This is a genomic window from Enterococcus sp. C102(2024), from assembly GCF_040888205.1.
Taxonomy (GTDB): domain Bacteria; phylum Bacillota; class Bacilli; order Lactobacillales; family Enterococcaceae; genus Enterococcus; species Enterococcus faecalis.
Window position 1 is genome coordinate 162,841 of sequence record NZ_JBFOHH010000001.1, and the last position, 15,457, is coordinate 178,297.

A 15,457-nucleotide genomic window follows, 5' to 3' on the forward strand; every position below is an offset into this window, starting at 1 on the left:
GTGAAAAGAGTGAGTACAATAAAAATCGTTCCATTAGGCGGCGTTCGTGAAAATGGAAAAAATATGTACGTTGCTGAAGTGGAAGATGAAATTTTTGTACTGGATTGTGGATTACAATATCCAGAGAACGAACTTTTAGGAATTGACGTCGTCATTCCGGATTTTACGTATTTAGAAGAAAATAGTGAACGAATTGCAGGGGTCTTTTTAACACATGGCCATGCAGATGCAATTGGGGCCTTACCGTATTTGCTTTCAAAAATTCAAGTGCCTGTTTTTGGGACAGAATTAACGATTGAACTAGCAAAACTAAGTGTCAACAGTCATGCGGAAACGAAGAAATTTAAAGATTTCCATGTGATTGACCCGCATACAGAAATTGATTTTGGTCAAGCAACGGTGAGCTTCTTTAAAACAACGCACACCATTCCAGATTCGATTGGCGTTAGCATCAAAACAAAAGAAGGCAACATTGTTTATACTGGTGATTTTAAATTTGATCAAAGTGCGATTGAGATGTATCAAACCGATTATGGCCGCTTGGCTGAAATTGGGAAAGAAGGCGTCTTGGCGCTACTTAGTGATTCATCAAATGCTGAAAACCCAGCCCAAGTTGCATCGGAAGCCCAAATCGCTGATGAAGTGTTCGACACGATTCGCTATTGGGAAGGACGAATCATCGTGGCATGTGTGGCAAGTAATTTGCAACGGGTCCAACAAGTATTGAATGCAGCGGATCGTTCTGGTCGTAAAGTCGTTTTGACAGGCCAAGATTTTGAACGGATTATTCGGACGGCGATGAAATTGGAAAAATTACAATTGCCAAGCGAAGATCTATTAGTGAAACCAAAAGAAATGAAAAAATATGCACCCGAACAGTTATTAATTTTAGAAACAGGCCGGATGGGAGAACCGATTAAGTCACTTCAAAAAATGGCTAATAATACACATGGTGTCGTTCGAATTGAAGAAGGCGATTTAGTTTATATTACGACAACGCCGACAACGGCCATGGAAACAACGGTTGCCAAAACAGAGGATATTGTCTATCGGGCCGGTGCTACGGTGAAGCAAATTTCCGACAATTTACGTGTGTCTGGTCACGCTAATCCGAATGACTTGCAATTGATGTTGAACTTAATGAAACCAAAATATTTCATTCCTGTCCAAGGTGAATACCGCCAGTTAGCTGCGCATGCGGACTTAGCACACGAAATTGGCATGCCTTATAAAGATATCTTTATTACAGGTCGTGGGGACATTCTAGAGTATACAAAAGGTAGAATGTCGGTAGCTGGCAGCACAACGGCCGAAAATATTATGATTGACGGGATTGGTGTCGGCGATATTGGTAATATCGTTTTACGAGATCGTCGTATTCTTTCCGAAGATGGTATTTTTGTGGCTGTTGTGACAATTAATCGCCGAGAAAAACGAATTGTTTCCCCAGCTAAAATTACTTCTAGAGGTTTTGTTTACGTTAAAACAAGTAAAGACCTAATGAAAGAAAGTAGCAATATTGTTACAGAAATTGTTGAAAAACATTTAGAAAGTGACGATTTTGAATGGAGCAAACTGAAACAAGAAATCCGCGAAAACTTAAGCCGTTATTTATTTGAACAAACCAAACGTCGTCCTGTGATCTTACCAGTTATCATGGAAGCGACGCAACGCAAGCGTCCCAAAAATAATGCATAGTTCGTCCTGATAAAAGCAGGTGATTTTAGGAGAAATTCTTCTAAAGTCATCTGTTCTTTTTTGTAACTTTCTTCTATAAATATGGTACTATTAATCAGAGCGCTGAATAAAGGAGGCGATTTTAGTGGAAGAGATTGTGTTGTTCCATACCAATGATCTTCATTCTCACTTTGAAAATTGGCCCAAAATACGGCGTCTGGTTAAAGCCAAACGTTCGCTGTACCAAAAAGAGGGCAAAACAGTCGTAACCATTGATTTAGGTGACTTTTCAGATCGGTGTCATCCTTTGACCGAAGCAACAGATGGTCGAGCAAATGTAGCTATAATGAATACATTAGCGTATGACCTGGTTACAATTGGAAATAATGAAGGAATCGGCAATTCAAAGAAACAATTAGAGCATTTATATGATCAGGCAACATTTGAAGTGGTCTTAGCTAATTTAGAAGATCCAAAAACCCAAACGTTACCAGATTTTTGTCAAGCATATAAAATTATGACAACTAAAGAAGGCACGAAGTTAGGGTTTATTGGCTTAACCGCACCATTTCCTTTAACGTATAATCCCAATGGCTGGACAATCAAACAAGTGGAAGCAGTCCTTCCTCAACTGATTACAGAAGTTGCGCCTCAATGTGATGTTCTCATTTTGCTTAGTCACTTGGGGATAGATACTGATTTTATGATTGCGGCGAATTATCCTGAAATTCAAGTGATTTTAGGTTCCCATACACATCATTTATTTAAAGATGGTGAAAAAATTAATCATGTGCAACTAGCAGCTGCTGGCAAATATGGACAGTATATTGGTGAAGTGCATCTGTTTGTGGATGCCGACACGAAGCAAGTCACAAGTTATGCAAAAACGATTGAAACAGCAAGTTTAGAAGAGCAAGCAACTGATGCCAAGGAAATTGCGGGTTACTTAACGGAAGGTCATCGACTATTGCAAGCGCAGCAAATTGCACAAATCCCTGAAACCTTGTCAACGGACTTACGGCAACCGCATGCCTTTATAACTGTTGCCTTGAAGGCGTTAAAAGAAGCGGGGCAGACCGAAGCGGCTGTGTTGAACAACGGGTTGTTTTTAGCAGATTTACCAGAAGGAATAATCAATGCAGACCAATTACATGAGGCCTTGCCTCATCCAATGCATTTAATCAAGGTTACCTTGAAAGGGTCAGACATGAGCCGTTTGATTCGTGAAATGGAAAAAAGTCGTCAATTTCTGCGGAAATTTCCGATTCGCGGGATGGGCTTCCGCGGGAAAATTTTTGGCGAATTATGTTATGATGGGATTCGTTTTGAGCGAAATAGCCAGACCGTTTTTTGGCAAGGGAAACCTATTCAGCCAGAGCAGAAGTATACGCTGACAACAGTGGATCACTTTCAATTTGTTCCGTTTTTCCCAACGATTGAGTTAGTTGGAGAAGTCGAATTTTTATTTCCAGACGTTTTAAGAACTGTCGTGGCGAACTATCTGCATGCCCACTATCCAATCAAATAAAAACAAGGTATAATAAAAACTAGGTGGTGAAAAAATGACAGACAAAAAGACAACCGAAAAAAAAGAAAAAGAAACAGAAACTGCTGCAACCTTTACAGAAGAACTAACAGCAGTTCTTGAAGAAATAAAAGAAGAACCTGTAAAAGAAAAGAAAAAAGGGGAAATTGTCACCATTGTGAATGAAACAGATATTCAAATTGGTGAAAGAGAGTACCGAATTGTTAAAAATCATCGTGATGCCTTTGATCCTGAACGCTTAGGTGAACGGTTTAGTGAAGTATTAGCGCGTTATGATTATATCGTAGGAGACTGGGGCTATGAACAGTTACGCTTGCGTGGCTTTTTTGATACTTCTAATCGTCGGGCAGCGCCGGATCAACGCATTGATACACTAGAAGACTATTTGTATGAATATTGTAATTTTGGCTGTGCCTATTTTGTAATTGAACGAACAGGGGAACGTAAAGAAAAAACAACGCATCGTCGTCGTCGCCATAAAAAGAATAATCGTTCTAACGCGTTTGTCGAGGAAAAGAGTGCGCCCGCTAATAAAAATAGCAAGCCAGTGATTCGTACGCGAAAAGAAGAAAATAAAAAAACGACTACACCCAAACAGCCTAGTCCCAAAAAATCTGGCAAAGGCTTTACGATTCGTCAACGTGAGGAGTAAACAGAGTGAAAAAAGACTATCAAGGATATTTAATTGATTTAGATGGAACGATTTATTTAGGAAAAGAACCAATTCCAGCCGGAAAACGTTTTGTCGAGCAGTTACAGGAAAAAGATTTGCCTTTTTTATTTGTAACGAATAATACCACTAAATCTCCTGAAACAGTAGCACAACGTTTAGCAAATGAATTTGATATTCATGTCCCAGCATCCCTTGTTTATACAGCGACTTTAGCGACGATTGATTACATGAAAGAAGCCAATCGGGGCAAGAAAGTCTTCGTCATCGGCGAGGCTGGTTTAATTGACTTAATTTTAGAAGCAGGTTTTGAATGGGATGAAACAAATCCTGATTATGTTGTCGTAGGACTTGATACAGAATTATCTTACGAAAAAGTGGTTTTAGCTACCTTAGCCATTCAAAAAGGGGCGTTGTTTATTGGGACCAATCCAGATAAGAACATTCCGACAGAAAGAGGCTTATTACCTGGTGCAGGTTCAGTTGTGACGTTTGTGGAGACAGCTACTCAAACAAAACCAGTTTATATTGGCAAACCAAAAGCGATTATTATGGAACGAGCGATTGCGCATTTAGGCGTGGAAAAAGAGCAAGTAATTATGGTTGGAGATAATTATGAAACCGATATTCAATCAGGGATTCAAAATGGTATTGATAGCTTGTTAGTTACATCAGGTTTTACCCCTAAGTCCGCTGTTCCAAATTTGCCAACGCCACCAACCTATGTTGTTGATTCCTTAGATGAATGGACTTTTTGAGTATGATGAGGTCGAAATTGCGTTTAAGGGAAACGCTTGGACTCATTTGTTTGTTTTTAACGATTGTGGCTTTAAGTATCACGATCACGATTAATTTTCGTCCATTGTATCTTTTTGATATCCAACACTTAAATATTTTAAAAGACGTAGAGGTTGATCGTGTGACCTTGATTAAAAATTACGATCATTTAATGATGTACTTAAACAATCCTTTTGAAAAAACATTAGTATTTCCTGATTTTCCAATGTCTGATAGCGCGGCTTTTCATTTTTATGAAGTGAAAAAATTGTTTTTATTGTGCTATGGCGTTTTACTAGTTACGTTGTTGCCTAGTGTCCTTTATTTAAAATATTTGGTAAAAAATCAGCGTTTATGGACATTGATACGGCCATTTCAGTGGGGAATGTTTTTGCCTGTGCTTTTTGGCTTTTTCATGCTGATTGGCTTTGATCAATTTTTTATTGCGTTTCATGGATTATTTTTTAACAATGATGCTTGGTTATTTAATCCGCTGACTGATCCGATTATCAATGCCTTACCTGAAGCTTACTTTATGCATTGTTTTATCTTGTTTTTTGTTTTATTAGAAGGCCTGTTTTTGATAGGTATTTTAATCGGAAAGCGTTCTTTAAAAAAATAAAGAGAGAAAAGTGAACAATTCCAAAATTGCTCGCTTTTCTTTTTTATTCAATCTAGTTTTAAAAACTAGATTGAATAATTGTCAAAAGTATGATATTCTTTTTTAGAAATGGTTAGGAGGGTTTTTATGGACGAGATAGAAAAATCACTACAAGATTGGGGCCAACAATTGGAAAACGTTCATTTGCCAAGATGGCATGAGTTACCAGATATTGAATTATATATGGATCAAGTGATTACTCTGATAGAAAAATACTTATCCCCATTGATTACACTGGAAAAACATACTTTGTTAACGTCCTCAATGGTTAATAATTATGTCAAACACGGGTTAATCCCGGCCCCAGTGAAAAAGCGCTACAATCAAAAGCATTTAGCGTTTTTAATTGCGATTACGTTGTTGAAACAAGTGTTAACATTGCCAGAAATTAAGCAAGGCATTTTATTCCAAGGAGCTACGGTTGGTATTCGTGAAGCGTACAATTTATTTTGTCAAGAACAGGAACGAGCGATTTATGTGATTGCTGCTCAAGCGCAAGAAAAAGAAGTTCAGGCCAAATCACAAGAACCTATGGGGATTGAATATTTGGCTGTAAAAGCAGCGACAATGTCTTTTGCTACTAAAATGTTTAGTGAAAAAGTGATTGAATTGGAACAAGAATACTTAAAAGAAATGGATGAGATGACACATGAATAAAGAAAAGATCGCACTACTGGTTGATTCTGGGACAGATGTTCCAGAGGCATTAGTCAAACAATACGGCATGTATGTCTTGCCTTTACAGATTATTTATCCTGAAAAAACCTATACAGATAAGGTAGATATTACACCAGAAGAAGTGTATCAACGTTTAGAGAAAGAAATCCCTAGTACTTCATTACCTGATGGTGCAACAATCCAAGCTATTTTTGACAAAATTAAAGAAGCGGGTTACGAAAAAGTCTTAGCGGTGACCATTTCTAGTGGTTTAAGTGGAACGTATAATGTGGTTCGCTTGCTTGGAGAACAAACCGAAGGACTAGATGTATTTGTCTTAGATACAAAGAACATTGGTATCGGGGCTGGCATTCAAGCGATTCGAGCAGCAGAATTAATTGAAACAGGATTAGGATGGCAAGAATTACAACAAAAATTAACAGAAGAAGTAGCCAACGCAAAAGTATTTTTTAATGTAGCCACTTTAGAATATCTACAAAAAGGTGGACGAATTGGTTTAGTCACTTCTATTTTAGGGAATGCGCTAAAATTAAACCCCATTATTTCTTGTAATGAAGAAGGCATTTACTATACGGTGGCTAAGTCTCGCGGCCGTAAAAAAAGTCTTGATAAAACGTTTGAGTTGGTGACGAACTTTATAGGTGAGGCACCCCGTTTCCGTTTGGCAGTCGCTCACGGTGCGGCAGAGGAAGAAGCAAAAGCAATGATGGAACGCTTGAAAGCAGCTTTTCCACAAGCAGAAGAAATTTACTTTGGAACAATTAGTCCGGCATTAGTTGTTCATACAGGACCAGGACTTTTAGGTGTTGGCATACAGTTATTAAATGATTAATTAAATGAAAAATCTCCTCAAATTTTTTTGAGGGGATTTTTCATTTAAGATTTCTCTTTTTCATAGAAATATCATTTTGCTGAAAAAACAACGAAAATTATATTGAAAATTTCACGAATGTGTTACAATTTGTCTACAAAGGGGGAATTTTTTGTGAAAAAAGCAATAGCAGAATGTTTAGGAACATTTATTCTTGTCTTTTTTGGGACAGGAACAGCCGTTCTAGGAAATGGTATGGAAGGGATTGGAACAACGGGGATTGCCTTAGCATTTGGGTTAACAATCGTTGCTGCTGCCTATAGTATTGGCACAATTTCAGGTGCACATCTAAATCCAGCTGTTTCTATAGGAATGTGGCTTAATAAACGAATAACAACAATGGAACTAATCTACTATGTAGTGGGACAAATTGTTGGCGGCTTGATTGCCTCATTTGCATTATTAAGCATTCTAAAAGGTGCTGGTAAAAGTATTGAGAACTTAGGTCAAAATGGCGTAGGGGAATTAAGTGTTGCTGGTGCATTGACAGTCGAAATTATTTTAACATTTATTTTTGTTTTAGTTGTCATGACAGTTACAAGTGCTAAGAAAGGCAATGCTTCATTAGCAGGAATCGTAATTGGGTTAACACTAACAATGATTCACTTAGTCGGTATTCCTTTGACAGGAACTTCTGTCAACCCAGCTCGTAGCATCGCGCCAGCTGTTTTTGCGGGTGGTTCAGCGTTATCTGAGTTGTGGATTTTTATCGTTGCGCCATTAATTGGTGGATTATTAGCCGCTCTTGTAGCAAAATTCGTCTTAGATACGGAAGAATAGATTAGCGAAAGAAGAATCTTTGATAACAAGCGTCAATTGTTGTCAGAGATTCTTTTTTTGTTATACTAGGAGAACCTAAAGGCGCATTTTTAACCAAAGATGAAAACATCATCAAAATAAGGTATAATAGGAAAGTATCAAATAAGATTAGAAGGAAAAAGAGGTGTCTCTTTGTGAAGAAAATTTTAGTAGTTGATGACGAGAAGCCAATTTCAGAGATCGTTAAATATAATTTGGTTAAAGAAGGATATGAAGTATTTACTGCTTACGATGGAGAAGAAGCACTTGAAAAAGTAGAAGAAGTGGAACCAGACTTAATTATTTTAGACTTAATGCTCCCTAAAATGGATGGCTTAGAAGTCGCGCGAGAAGTGCGCAAAACACATGATATGCCAATCATTATGGTGACTGCCAAAGATTCTGAAATTGATAAGGTTTTAGGATTGGAATTAGGAGCCGATGACTATGTAACGAAACCATTTTCAAATCGTGAATTAGTTGCTCGTGTCAAAGCCAATTTACGGCGAGGTGCAACCAATGCGAAAGAAGCTGAGGTGACAACACAATCTGAATTAACGATTGGTGATTTAACCATTCATCCTGATGCATACATGGTCTCAAAACGGGGTGAAAAAATTGAATTAACCCACCGTGAATTTGAGTTACTTTATTACTTAGCAAAACATATCGGACAAGTGATGACTCGTGAACATTTATTACAAACCGTTTGGGGTTATGATTATTTTGGGGATGTGCGGACAGTGGACGTAACCGTACGTCGTTTAAGAGAAAAAATTGAAGATAGTCCAAGTCATCCAACGTATTTAGTTACTCGTCGTGGGGTTGGTTATTATCTAAGAAATCCTGAACAGGAGTAATCAGGTATGAAGAAAAAAGTTCACTTTTTTCAATCTGTTAATTTTAAGATTGCTTTATCATTTATTCTGCTGTTACTGATTGCGATTCAAATCATTGGTGGCTACTTCATTCGTGAATTGGAAGCCACTACAATTTCCGATTTTAAGAAAAATATGGATTCCCAGGTTGTCCAATTGTCAAATACGTTAAGCACGCAGATGAGCAATAAAGATCTCGAACGTAGTGACGTTGATGCAAATTTAAAAAAAGCGTTATCTGATTTTTCAAATGCAGACATTTCTGAAGCGAGAATTGTCGATGATAAAGGGATTATTCGGGCAACCAATGATTTAAATCAACAAAATATTATTGGGAAAAAGAATGATTATCGTGATTTAAATGACTTTACGAGTAAAAAATATCAAGCTTTAGATAATGATAAACGCGTGTATGTGAATGTCCAGCCGATTCAATCGCCTACTGGAGAAACAGTGATTGGTGTCCTTTATGTGAAAAGTAATTTAGAAAATAAATACCAAGAAATTACTAACACAGCAAGTATCTTTTTCACTGCTTCTATTATTGCCGCAGCAATCTCGATTATTGTGACCCTACTGATTGCACGATCAATCACGAAGCCGATTGGTGAAATGCGCGAGCAAGCCATTCGAATCGCTCGTGGTGATTACGCTGGAAAAGTAGAAGTCCATGGAAAAGATGAATTAGGCCAATTAGCAGAAACATTTAATCAATTATCAGAACGGATTGAAGAAGCACAAGAAACAATGGAAGCAGAAAGAAATCGTTTAGATAGTGTCTTAACGCATATGACAGATGGTGTCATTGCGACGGATCGCCGCGGAAAGGTGATTACGATTAATGAAATGGCCCTTTCATTATTAAATGTAAAAAATGAAAATGTGATTGGGACCTCGTTATTAGAGTTGTTAGATATTGAAGAAGATTACACATTGCGGAAGCTGTTAGAAGAGCCAGATGAACTGCTGATTGATCGCTCAACGTCTGATCGTGAAGAAGACCAAATGATTATCCGGGTAGACTTTACGATGATTCGTCGGGAATCAGGATTTATTACTGGCTTAGTTTGCGTACTTCATGACGTCACAGAACAGGAAAAAAACGAACGGGAAAGACGGGAATTTGTTTCCAATGTTTCTCATGAGTTGCGAACGCCTTTGACAAGTATGCGTAGTTATATAGAGGCTTTGAGTGAAGGAGCTTGGGAAAACCCTGAGATTGCGCCGAATTTCTTAAAAGTCACGTTAGAAGAAACCGACCGGATGATTCGTATGATTAATGATTTGTTAAATTTATCTCGGATGGACTCTGGGAATACACATCTTCAATTAGAGTATGTGAATTTTAACGAATTGATTAATTTTGTCTTGGATCGCTTTGATATGATGATTGAAAATGAGCAAAAAAATTACAAAATTTGCCGTGAATTTACTAAACGCGATTTATGGGTAGAGTTAGATACAGACAAAGTAATTCAGGTTTTAGACAACATTTTGAACAATGCGATTAAGTATTCGCCAGATGGCGGCGTCATTACCTGCCGACTAGTTGAAACACATAATAATGTCGTCTTTAGTATCTCGGACCAAGGTTTGGGTATCCCTAAAAAAGATCTCGGGAAAGTCTTCGAGCGTTTTTATCGTGTGGATAAAGCACGTGCACGAGCACAAGGTGGGACTGGTTTAGGTTTAGCAATTTCTAAAGAAGTAATTCGGGCCCATAACGGGAGTATTTGGGTGGAAAGTACAGAAGGTGAAGGATCGACTTTCTATATTTCACTACCATATGAACCTTATGAAGAGGATTGGTGGGAATGATGAAATTATCAGAATGGATTACAAGAATTGGCTTGATTTTAATGGTCATTTTAAGTATATATTTTTCAGTCAATATCTGGCTGAATTCTGCCAAAAAAATACCAGAAATGAAGTCGGGAAGCCAAGTCACAACAGCTGTCAATGAAAAAGCCATTGGCGATGTCTATTTACCTTTGCAATTGATTCGAATAACTGATGGAAAAGCGATGCAAAGTAATCGTGAAACATTAATTAGTAATGTTCAAAATGATATTAAAATGGCTACGTTTGGTAAATTGACACAAGTTGTGACAAAAAATGCAGAGCAACTTAAGCGCTACAACCAAATGGAACAAGGCATTGAACTTCTTTATCAAGGTCCCTTTTTAATCTCGGACTATGCTTCGATTTATAATCTATCCATTAATTTTACTAACTTTAATGAGTTGACGGACCAGTATTTTACGAAAATTCAATTGGATTTTAACGAAAATAAGATACGTTTTTTAGATTATGATCAAGCCAACGTCTATGAAGCGCCCATGACTGTCAATAAGGCGCGCTTAATGGGAATTATCAATAAAGAGGGATTGCAATATCAAGACGTTTCCGAAAATACGCTAACCAAACAAGGGCAATGTTATTTAACCAATGATATGAAGTTGAAAAAGTACAGTTATATCTTAGCTTCGCAACCAGTTACTCGTTTTAGGAATGCTTTTTTCAATGAAACGGAAGATATCCAAACCAATGAAGACAGTCAAGACTTAACCTATACGAGTAAAGAAGAACGATTGTTTGCAGAAGAAAAACTGGGAAAAATCGATTTTAAAGGGACCTTGCCAGAAGAGAATAAACGGGATTCAATCTATAATCAAAGCTTTTCTTATGTAAAACGTTTAGGAACCAATATGGGGAATTTACGTTACTTTGATCGAACGAAAGATAGTGTCAATTATCGGACTTTTGTGGAAGGTTTCCCAGTGTTCGGTAATGATTTAAAAGGCCAAGTGGATATTCGCATCACGAACAACGATGGTGCTGCGCCAAGCGTAACCATTAACACAAGTGTGAATACAATCCAAGTACCGATTCCTTCAGAAGAAGAAGTGACGCTGGAAAGCACGGAAAAATTGATTAAGCGTTTAGAAACGGCTGGTGCTAAAAAGGAAAAAATCCAATCGGCTGTTATCGGTTATACGTGGCAGACAATTGAAGAAGTCAAACAAGTCGTTGATTTAAGTCCGGAATGGTATGTCCTTTATAACAACAATTGGTACACTGCAACGGACTTGGTAAAACAATTACCAAGCTTGGAGGTGGGCTAATGGATTTTAAACGAATTGAGTGGATTTTCTTCTTAGCATTTTTAGGATTAAATATCTTTTTATTTGGAATTTATCGGGAAGGTCAACAAGAAGAGAGCAACGTCTCTTCTTCCAGCCAAACAGAATCGATTGAAAGTCGGTTGGAAAAAGATAACATCTCGTATAAAGGGACACTTTCTTCAGAACGATTGGAAGGTTATTATTTAAGTGGCGAACAAACCAATTTTTCTGCTGCTTTAAAAATCCAACGTGAAAAGAATAAAAATTTTTTGAGAAATGGGCTGCAAATTGCGGATAATACTTTAACGAGTGTACCTAGTAAAAACTATTTTATTGATCCTAAGAAAATTGATAAAGATTTAAGTACCTTTTTAAATGAAAAAAATGCTTTATTATTCGGAGACGAATATCAATACTTACCAGAATTTTCTCATTTAAAAGAGCCGACGGCAGAAATTGTGGCTGCACAATCGTATAAAGGAATTCCCTTTAGAGATGACACGGCAAAATTAAGTATTTTAGCAGATACGTCAGGTGAATTATGGAAAATTAGTAAATATTCGCAAACGCACATTGAAAATATTGAAGAATTACGAGACAAAACGGATTTATATTCCAATCGTGATGCGATAGACACGCTCTATATGAATAACCGCATTCCTAGTAATTCCAAAATAACATTCATTAAATTGGCCTATTCAAGAATTTATAAAATTCGTGAGAAAAATGTATACGTTCCAGTCTGGTTTGTAGGAATTTCTACTGGTGAAGATTCAGTTGAAATTGAACAGGTGAATGCCGTAAGTAATACCATCATCACAAATAATACTGTGCCAAAGGTGGAAAAACATTAAGGTCCGTTGTATAATGAAACACGTTAATGTTGTAATGTAGAAGGGAAGAGTTTTAAATGGATTCAGAGTTTGCTTTTAATATCAGTGTTCTTGCCAGTGGCAGTACAGGCAATTCCCTTTTTATTGAAACCAACCAAAAGAAAGTATTAGTAGATGCGGGTTTAAGTGGCAAAAAGATCACTTCACTGTTAGCAGAAGTCAATCGCAAACCAGAGGATTTAGATGCGATTTTAGTTACACATGAACATCGGGATCACATTCATGGCGTTGGCGTGTTAGCGCGAAAATATAAGTTAGATGTCTATGCCAATGAAAAAACGTGGCAAGCGATGGATCCCATGATTGGCAAAGTCGATGTCGCTCAAAAACATATTTTTGAAATGGGCAAAGTTTTGACCTTGGGAGATATGGACATTGAAAGTTTTGGTGTCTCACATGATGCGATTGCGCCTCAATTTTATCGTTTTCACCGTAATAATCGTTCCTTTGTTGTTCTAACGGATACAGGTTATTGTAGCGATCATATTCGTGGTACGATTGAAAATGCAGATGCTTATTTAGTCGAAAGCAATCATGAAATTGAAATTTTGCGAGCAGGACCTTATCCATGGAGTCTTAAACAACGGATTTTAGGAGATAAAGGCCATTTATCCAATGATGATGGTGCTCTTGTGATGGCGGATGTGTTAGGTGATAAAACAAAACGCATTTATTTAGGTCATCTTAGCAAAGAAAATAATACGAAACTTCATGCGCGAATGGCAATGGAGTCTACTTTGAAGCAAAAGGATTTAGGCGTCGGTGAAGCATTTAAGGTATATGATACAGACCCCGATTCAGCCTCAGAGTTATTTCAAATTTAGAATAATGGTGGTTTATCAGTTTTTGAGCGTGGAGCAAAAATCCAAAGTGATTTTTGTCCCATGCTCATTTTTTGTTCTTTTATCTAGTTGGTTTGACAGATACATCGGTGATAATACTTTTAAACTCTTAGTTAATTTTTTGACAAATACTTGTGTTTGTCTGGTGTTAGGAGTATAGTTAACTAGATTTTTACTAGTGGGAGGTCTATAATGTTTCAATTTTTACCAAACTCTGTTTTACAGATGAGCACTATTTTTCTTTCGATTATTATCGAAGCATTGCCTTTTGTCATGTTAGGTTGCTTGATTTCAGGCGCTTTACATGTTTTTTTAACACCAGAACGAGTAAAAAAAGTGTTACCTAAAAATAAATTTTTATCAATTTGTGTAGGGAGTTTCCTAGGGTTTTTCTTCCCTTCTTGTGAATGTGGGATCGTACCCATTGTGCATCAATTTGTTAAAAAAGATGTACCAACACATACCGCTTTTGCTTTTATGTTAACGGCACCAATCATTAATCCAATTGTGCTATTCTCAACATACGTAGCCTTTAGTGGCGCAACAAAATTTGTGATTTGGCGAGTTTTAGGCAGTATGATTGTCGCGTGGGTTATCGGCATTTGGTTAGCTTATTTTCGAAAAGAATCAATTTTAACAGAAAAAGAGTTGGCGCAGATTAAAGAAGAGCAGGTTGCTCATACGCATGAACACGTTGATGAAGCTCGTTCATTTTGGAAAAACGGCTGGTCAGCGTTAACCCATAGTATTGATGAATTTTTTGATACGGGTCGTTATTTAATTTTTGGTTCTTTGTTAGCAGCAATCATGCAAACGTATATCCCAACTGGTGCACTTATGCAATTGGGCCATTCAAAGATTTTAGCGATTCTAGTCATGTTAGTCATCGCTGCCACTCTATCACTTTGTTCAGAAGCAGATGCATTTATTGGTTCTTCTCTTTTGAGTTTATTTGGCACAGGACCAATTGTCGCCTTCTTAGTTTTTGGTCCAATGGTAGATATTAAAAATTTATTGATGATGAAACGTTATTTTAAGATGTCATTCATTGTACAATTTGTTTTGATAGTGGCGCTTGTCGTAACTATTTATGCGGCAGTAGTTTAGAAAGGAGGCCTACAATCGATGATACGATTTATTATTTTAATTGGATATATGGGGTTGATGATGTATCTTCAAATTTCAGGTGAACTGAACCAATATATCAATATTCATTATAATTACTTAGCTGTTTTATCAATGGTTTTAGCTTTTATTATGGCGATTGTCCAATTGATTTTGTGGAACCAAGCAGATCCATCAATGCAAAAAAAACATGAAGACATGCACCAACATGGGGGACATGAACATCATGGCCATCAGCATAATTTGGAAAAACCCAGCCAAAGAGGGCTTGCCTATTTACTACTTTCTTTACCGTTGATTGTTGGCTTATTATTTCCGACAGTTAGTTTAGACACAACAATTGTTGAAGCAAAAGGATTTAACTTTCCAGTAAGTAAAGAATCAGTAGGGGATCCTGATATGCAAACGCAATATTTGAAACCTGATACAAGTATGTATTTCAATAAGACGGATTATGACAAGCAGATGGCAAAAGCCATGAAACAATATGATGGCCAATCTGTGATTTCAATTACGGATGAAAACTATTTGGAAATTATGGAACTAATCTATAATTATCCAAGTCAATTTGCAGGGAAAAGGATTTCTTATAAAGGCTTTGTCTATAATTCAAAACGAGAAGAAAGTGTTGACCAGTTTGTCTTCCGTTTTGGGATTATTCATTGTGTCGCTGATTCTGGCGTTTTTGGCTTGTTGGTTCATTTTCCTGAACATACTCAATTTCAAAACAATGATTGGGTAACGATTACCGGAACGGTTGAGTTATCCTATTATCCACCGTTTAAACGGCAAATACCAACTGTGCAAGTGGAGAAAGTCAAAGCAGATCAAGCACCAAAAAATCAATATGTCTATCGTTCCTTTTAAAAAAAAGTTAGTTGCTTCCTTATCAAATGGAAGCAACCAACTTTTTTGC

The 15,457-nt window shown here is 37.1% G+C and carries 16 protein-coding genes; all 16 read left to right on the forward strand.

The window, feature by feature from the left end; translation table 11 throughout:
* Positions 1-9 precede the first annotated feature (9 nt).
* The 16 genes from AB3I34_RS00925 to AB3I34_RS01000 all read left to right on the forward strand — a co-directional run bounded on the left by AB3I34_RS00925 (position 10) and on the right by AB3I34_RS01000 (position 15,408).
* Positions 10-1,698 (forward strand): ribonuclease J, encoded by a 1,689-nt coding sequence (locus AB3I34_RS00925; protein WP_002357956.1) that lies wholly within the window; start codon positions 10-12, stop codon positions 1,696-1,698.
* 124 nt (positions 1,699-1,822) lie between these two features.
* Entirely contained in the window at positions 1,823-3,205 is a 1,383-nt protein-coding gene (locus AB3I34_RS00930; RefSeq protein ID WP_002357955.1) for a bifunctional UDP-sugar hydrolase/5'-nucleotidase, read from the forward strand.
* Positions 3,206-3,239: 34 nt separating this feature from the next.
* Positions 3,240-3,875 carry a YutD family protein gene (locus tag AB3I34_RS00935; RefSeq protein ID WP_002394356.1) on the forward strand — a complete coding sequence of 212 codons (636 nt, stop codon included), beginning with the start codon at positions 3,240-3,242 and terminating at the stop codon, positions 3,873-3,875.
* A gap of 5 nt (positions 3,876-3,880) precedes the next feature.
* On the forward strand, positions 3,881-4,651 hold the full coding sequence (locus AB3I34_RS00940; RefSeq protein WP_010825160.1) for a TIGR01457 family HAD-type hydrolase: 771 nt from the start codon (positions 3,881-3,883) through the stop codon (positions 4,649-4,651).
* The gene (locus tag AB3I34_RS00945) at positions 4,639-5,292 is read left to right on the forward strand and encodes a TIGR01906 family membrane protein (RefSeq protein ID WP_002382167.1); all 654 of its coding nucleotides are present in this window, start codon (positions 4,639-4,641) and stop codon (positions 5,290-5,292) included. Before AB3I34_RS00940 ends, AB3I34_RS00945 begins: the two co-directional genes overlap by 13 nt.
* A 126-nt stretch (positions 5,293-5,418) precedes the next feature.
* The gene (locus AB3I34_RS00950; RefSeq protein ID WP_002361647.1) at positions 5,419-5,988 is read left to right on the forward strand and encodes a DUF1836 domain-containing protein; all 570 of its coding nucleotides are present in this window, start codon (positions 5,419-5,421) and stop codon (positions 5,986-5,988) included.
* Entirely contained in the window at positions 5,981-6,841 is an 861-nt protein-coding gene (locus tag AB3I34_RS00955) for a DegV family protein (protein WP_002357950.1), read from the forward strand. Before AB3I34_RS00950 ends, AB3I34_RS00955 begins: the two co-directional genes overlap by 8 nt.
* A 117-nt stretch (positions 6,842-6,958) precedes the next feature.
* Positions 6,959-7,660 (forward strand): MIP/aquaporin family protein, encoded by a 702-nt coding sequence (locus AB3I34_RS00960; protein WP_002390101.1) that lies wholly within the window; start codon positions 6,959-6,961, stop codon positions 7,658-7,660.
* 173 nt (positions 7,661-7,833) lie between these two features.
* Positions 7,834-8,538, forward strand: coding sequence for a response regulator YycF (gene yycF / locus AB3I34_RS00965; protein ID WP_002357947.1), 705 nt, complete (start codon positions 7,834-7,836; stop codon positions 8,536-8,538).
* Between the two features lie 6 nt (positions 8,539-8,544).
* On the forward strand, positions 8,545-10,374 hold the full coding sequence (gene walK, locus AB3I34_RS00970; protein WP_002379340.1) for a cell wall metabolism sensor histidine kinase WalK: 1,830 nt from the start codon (positions 8,545-8,547) through the stop codon (positions 10,372-10,374).
* On the forward strand, positions 10,371-11,681 hold the full coding sequence (locus AB3I34_RS00975) for a YycH family regulatory protein (protein WP_085444134.1): 1,311 nt from the start codon (positions 10,371-10,373) through the stop codon (positions 11,679-11,681). The genes walK and AB3I34_RS00975 overlap by 4 nt, the downstream gene beginning before the upstream one ends.
* A complete protein-coding gene (locus tag AB3I34_RS00980; protein ID WP_002365516.1) occupies positions 11,681-12,535 on the forward strand; it encodes a two-component system regulatory protein YycI in 855 nt (284 codons plus the stop codon). The genes AB3I34_RS00975 and AB3I34_RS00980 overlap by 1 nt, the downstream gene beginning before the upstream one ends.
* 56 nt (positions 12,536-12,591) lie before the next feature.
* Complete coding sequence (locus AB3I34_RS00985) at positions 12,592-13,398, forward strand: MBL fold metallo-hydrolase (RefSeq protein ID WP_002357943.1); 807 nt, start codon at positions 12,592-12,594, stop codon at positions 13,396-13,398.
* Positions 13,355-13,576, forward strand: a complete 222-nt coding sequence (locus tag AB3I34_RS00990) for a hypothetical protein (RefSeq protein WP_104881001.1) — start codon at positions 13,355-13,357, stop codon at positions 13,574-13,576. The genes AB3I34_RS00985 and AB3I34_RS00990 overlap by 44 nt, the downstream gene beginning before the upstream one ends.
* 32 nt (positions 13,577-13,608) lie before the next feature.
* Positions 13,609-14,523 carry a permease gene (locus tag AB3I34_RS00995; protein WP_002357942.1) on the forward strand — a complete coding sequence of 305 codons (915 nt, stop codon included), beginning with the start codon at positions 13,609-13,611 and terminating at the stop codon, positions 14,521-14,523.
* An 18-nt stretch (positions 14,524-14,541) separates the two neighbouring features.
* The gene (locus tag AB3I34_RS01000) at positions 14,542-15,408 is read left to right on the forward strand and encodes a TIGR03943 family protein (protein ID WP_002357940.1); all 867 of its coding nucleotides are present in this window, start codon (positions 14,542-14,544) and stop codon (positions 15,406-15,408) included.
* Positions 15,409-15,457: the final 49 nt, after the last annotated feature.

Coding starts and splice junctions, on each gene's coding strand:
- AB3I34_RS00935 (WP_002394356.1), top strand. CDS start 3,240: ATGACAGACAAAAAGACAACCGAAAAAAAAGAAAAAGAAACAGAAACT.
- AB3I34_RS00945 (WP_002382167.1), top strand. CDS start 4,639: ATGGACTTTTTGAGTATGATGAGGTCGAAATTGCGTTTAAGGGAAACG.
- AB3I34_RS00950 (WP_002361647.1), top strand. CDS start 5,419: ATGGACGAGATAGAAAAATCACTACAAGATTGGGGCCAACAATTGGAA.
- AB3I34_RS00955 (WP_002357950.1), top strand. CDS start 5,981: ATGAATAAAGAAAAGATCGCACTACTGGTTGATTCTGGGACAGATGTT.
- AB3I34_RS00960 (WP_002390101.1), top strand. CDS start 6,959: ATGTGTTACAATTTGTCTACAAAGGGGGAATTTTTTGTGAAAAAAGCA.
- walK (WP_002379340.1), top strand. CDS start 8,545: ATGAAGAAAAAAGTTCACTTTTTTCAATCTGTTAATTTTAAGATTGCT.
- AB3I34_RS00975 (WP_085444134.1), top strand. CDS start 10,371: ATGATGAAATTATCAGAATGGATTACAAGAATTGGCTTGATTTTAATG.
- AB3I34_RS00980 (WP_002365516.1), top strand. CDS start 11,681: ATGGATTTTAAACGAATTGAGTGGATTTTCTTCTTAGCATTTTTAGGA.
- AB3I34_RS00985 (WP_002357943.1), top strand. CDS start 12,592: ATGGATTCAGAGTTTGCTTTTAATATCAGTGTTCTTGCCAGTGGCAGT.
- AB3I34_RS00990 (WP_104881001.1), top strand. CDS start 13,355: ATGATACAGACCCCGATTCAGCCTCAGAGTTATTTCAAATTTAGAATA.
- AB3I34_RS00995 (WP_002357942.1), top strand. CDS start 13,609: ATGTTTCAATTTTTACCAAACTCTGTTTTACAGATGAGCACTATTTTT.
- AB3I34_RS01000 (WP_002357940.1), top strand. CDS start 14,542: ATGATACGATTTATTATTTTAATTGGATATATGGGGTTGATGATGTAT.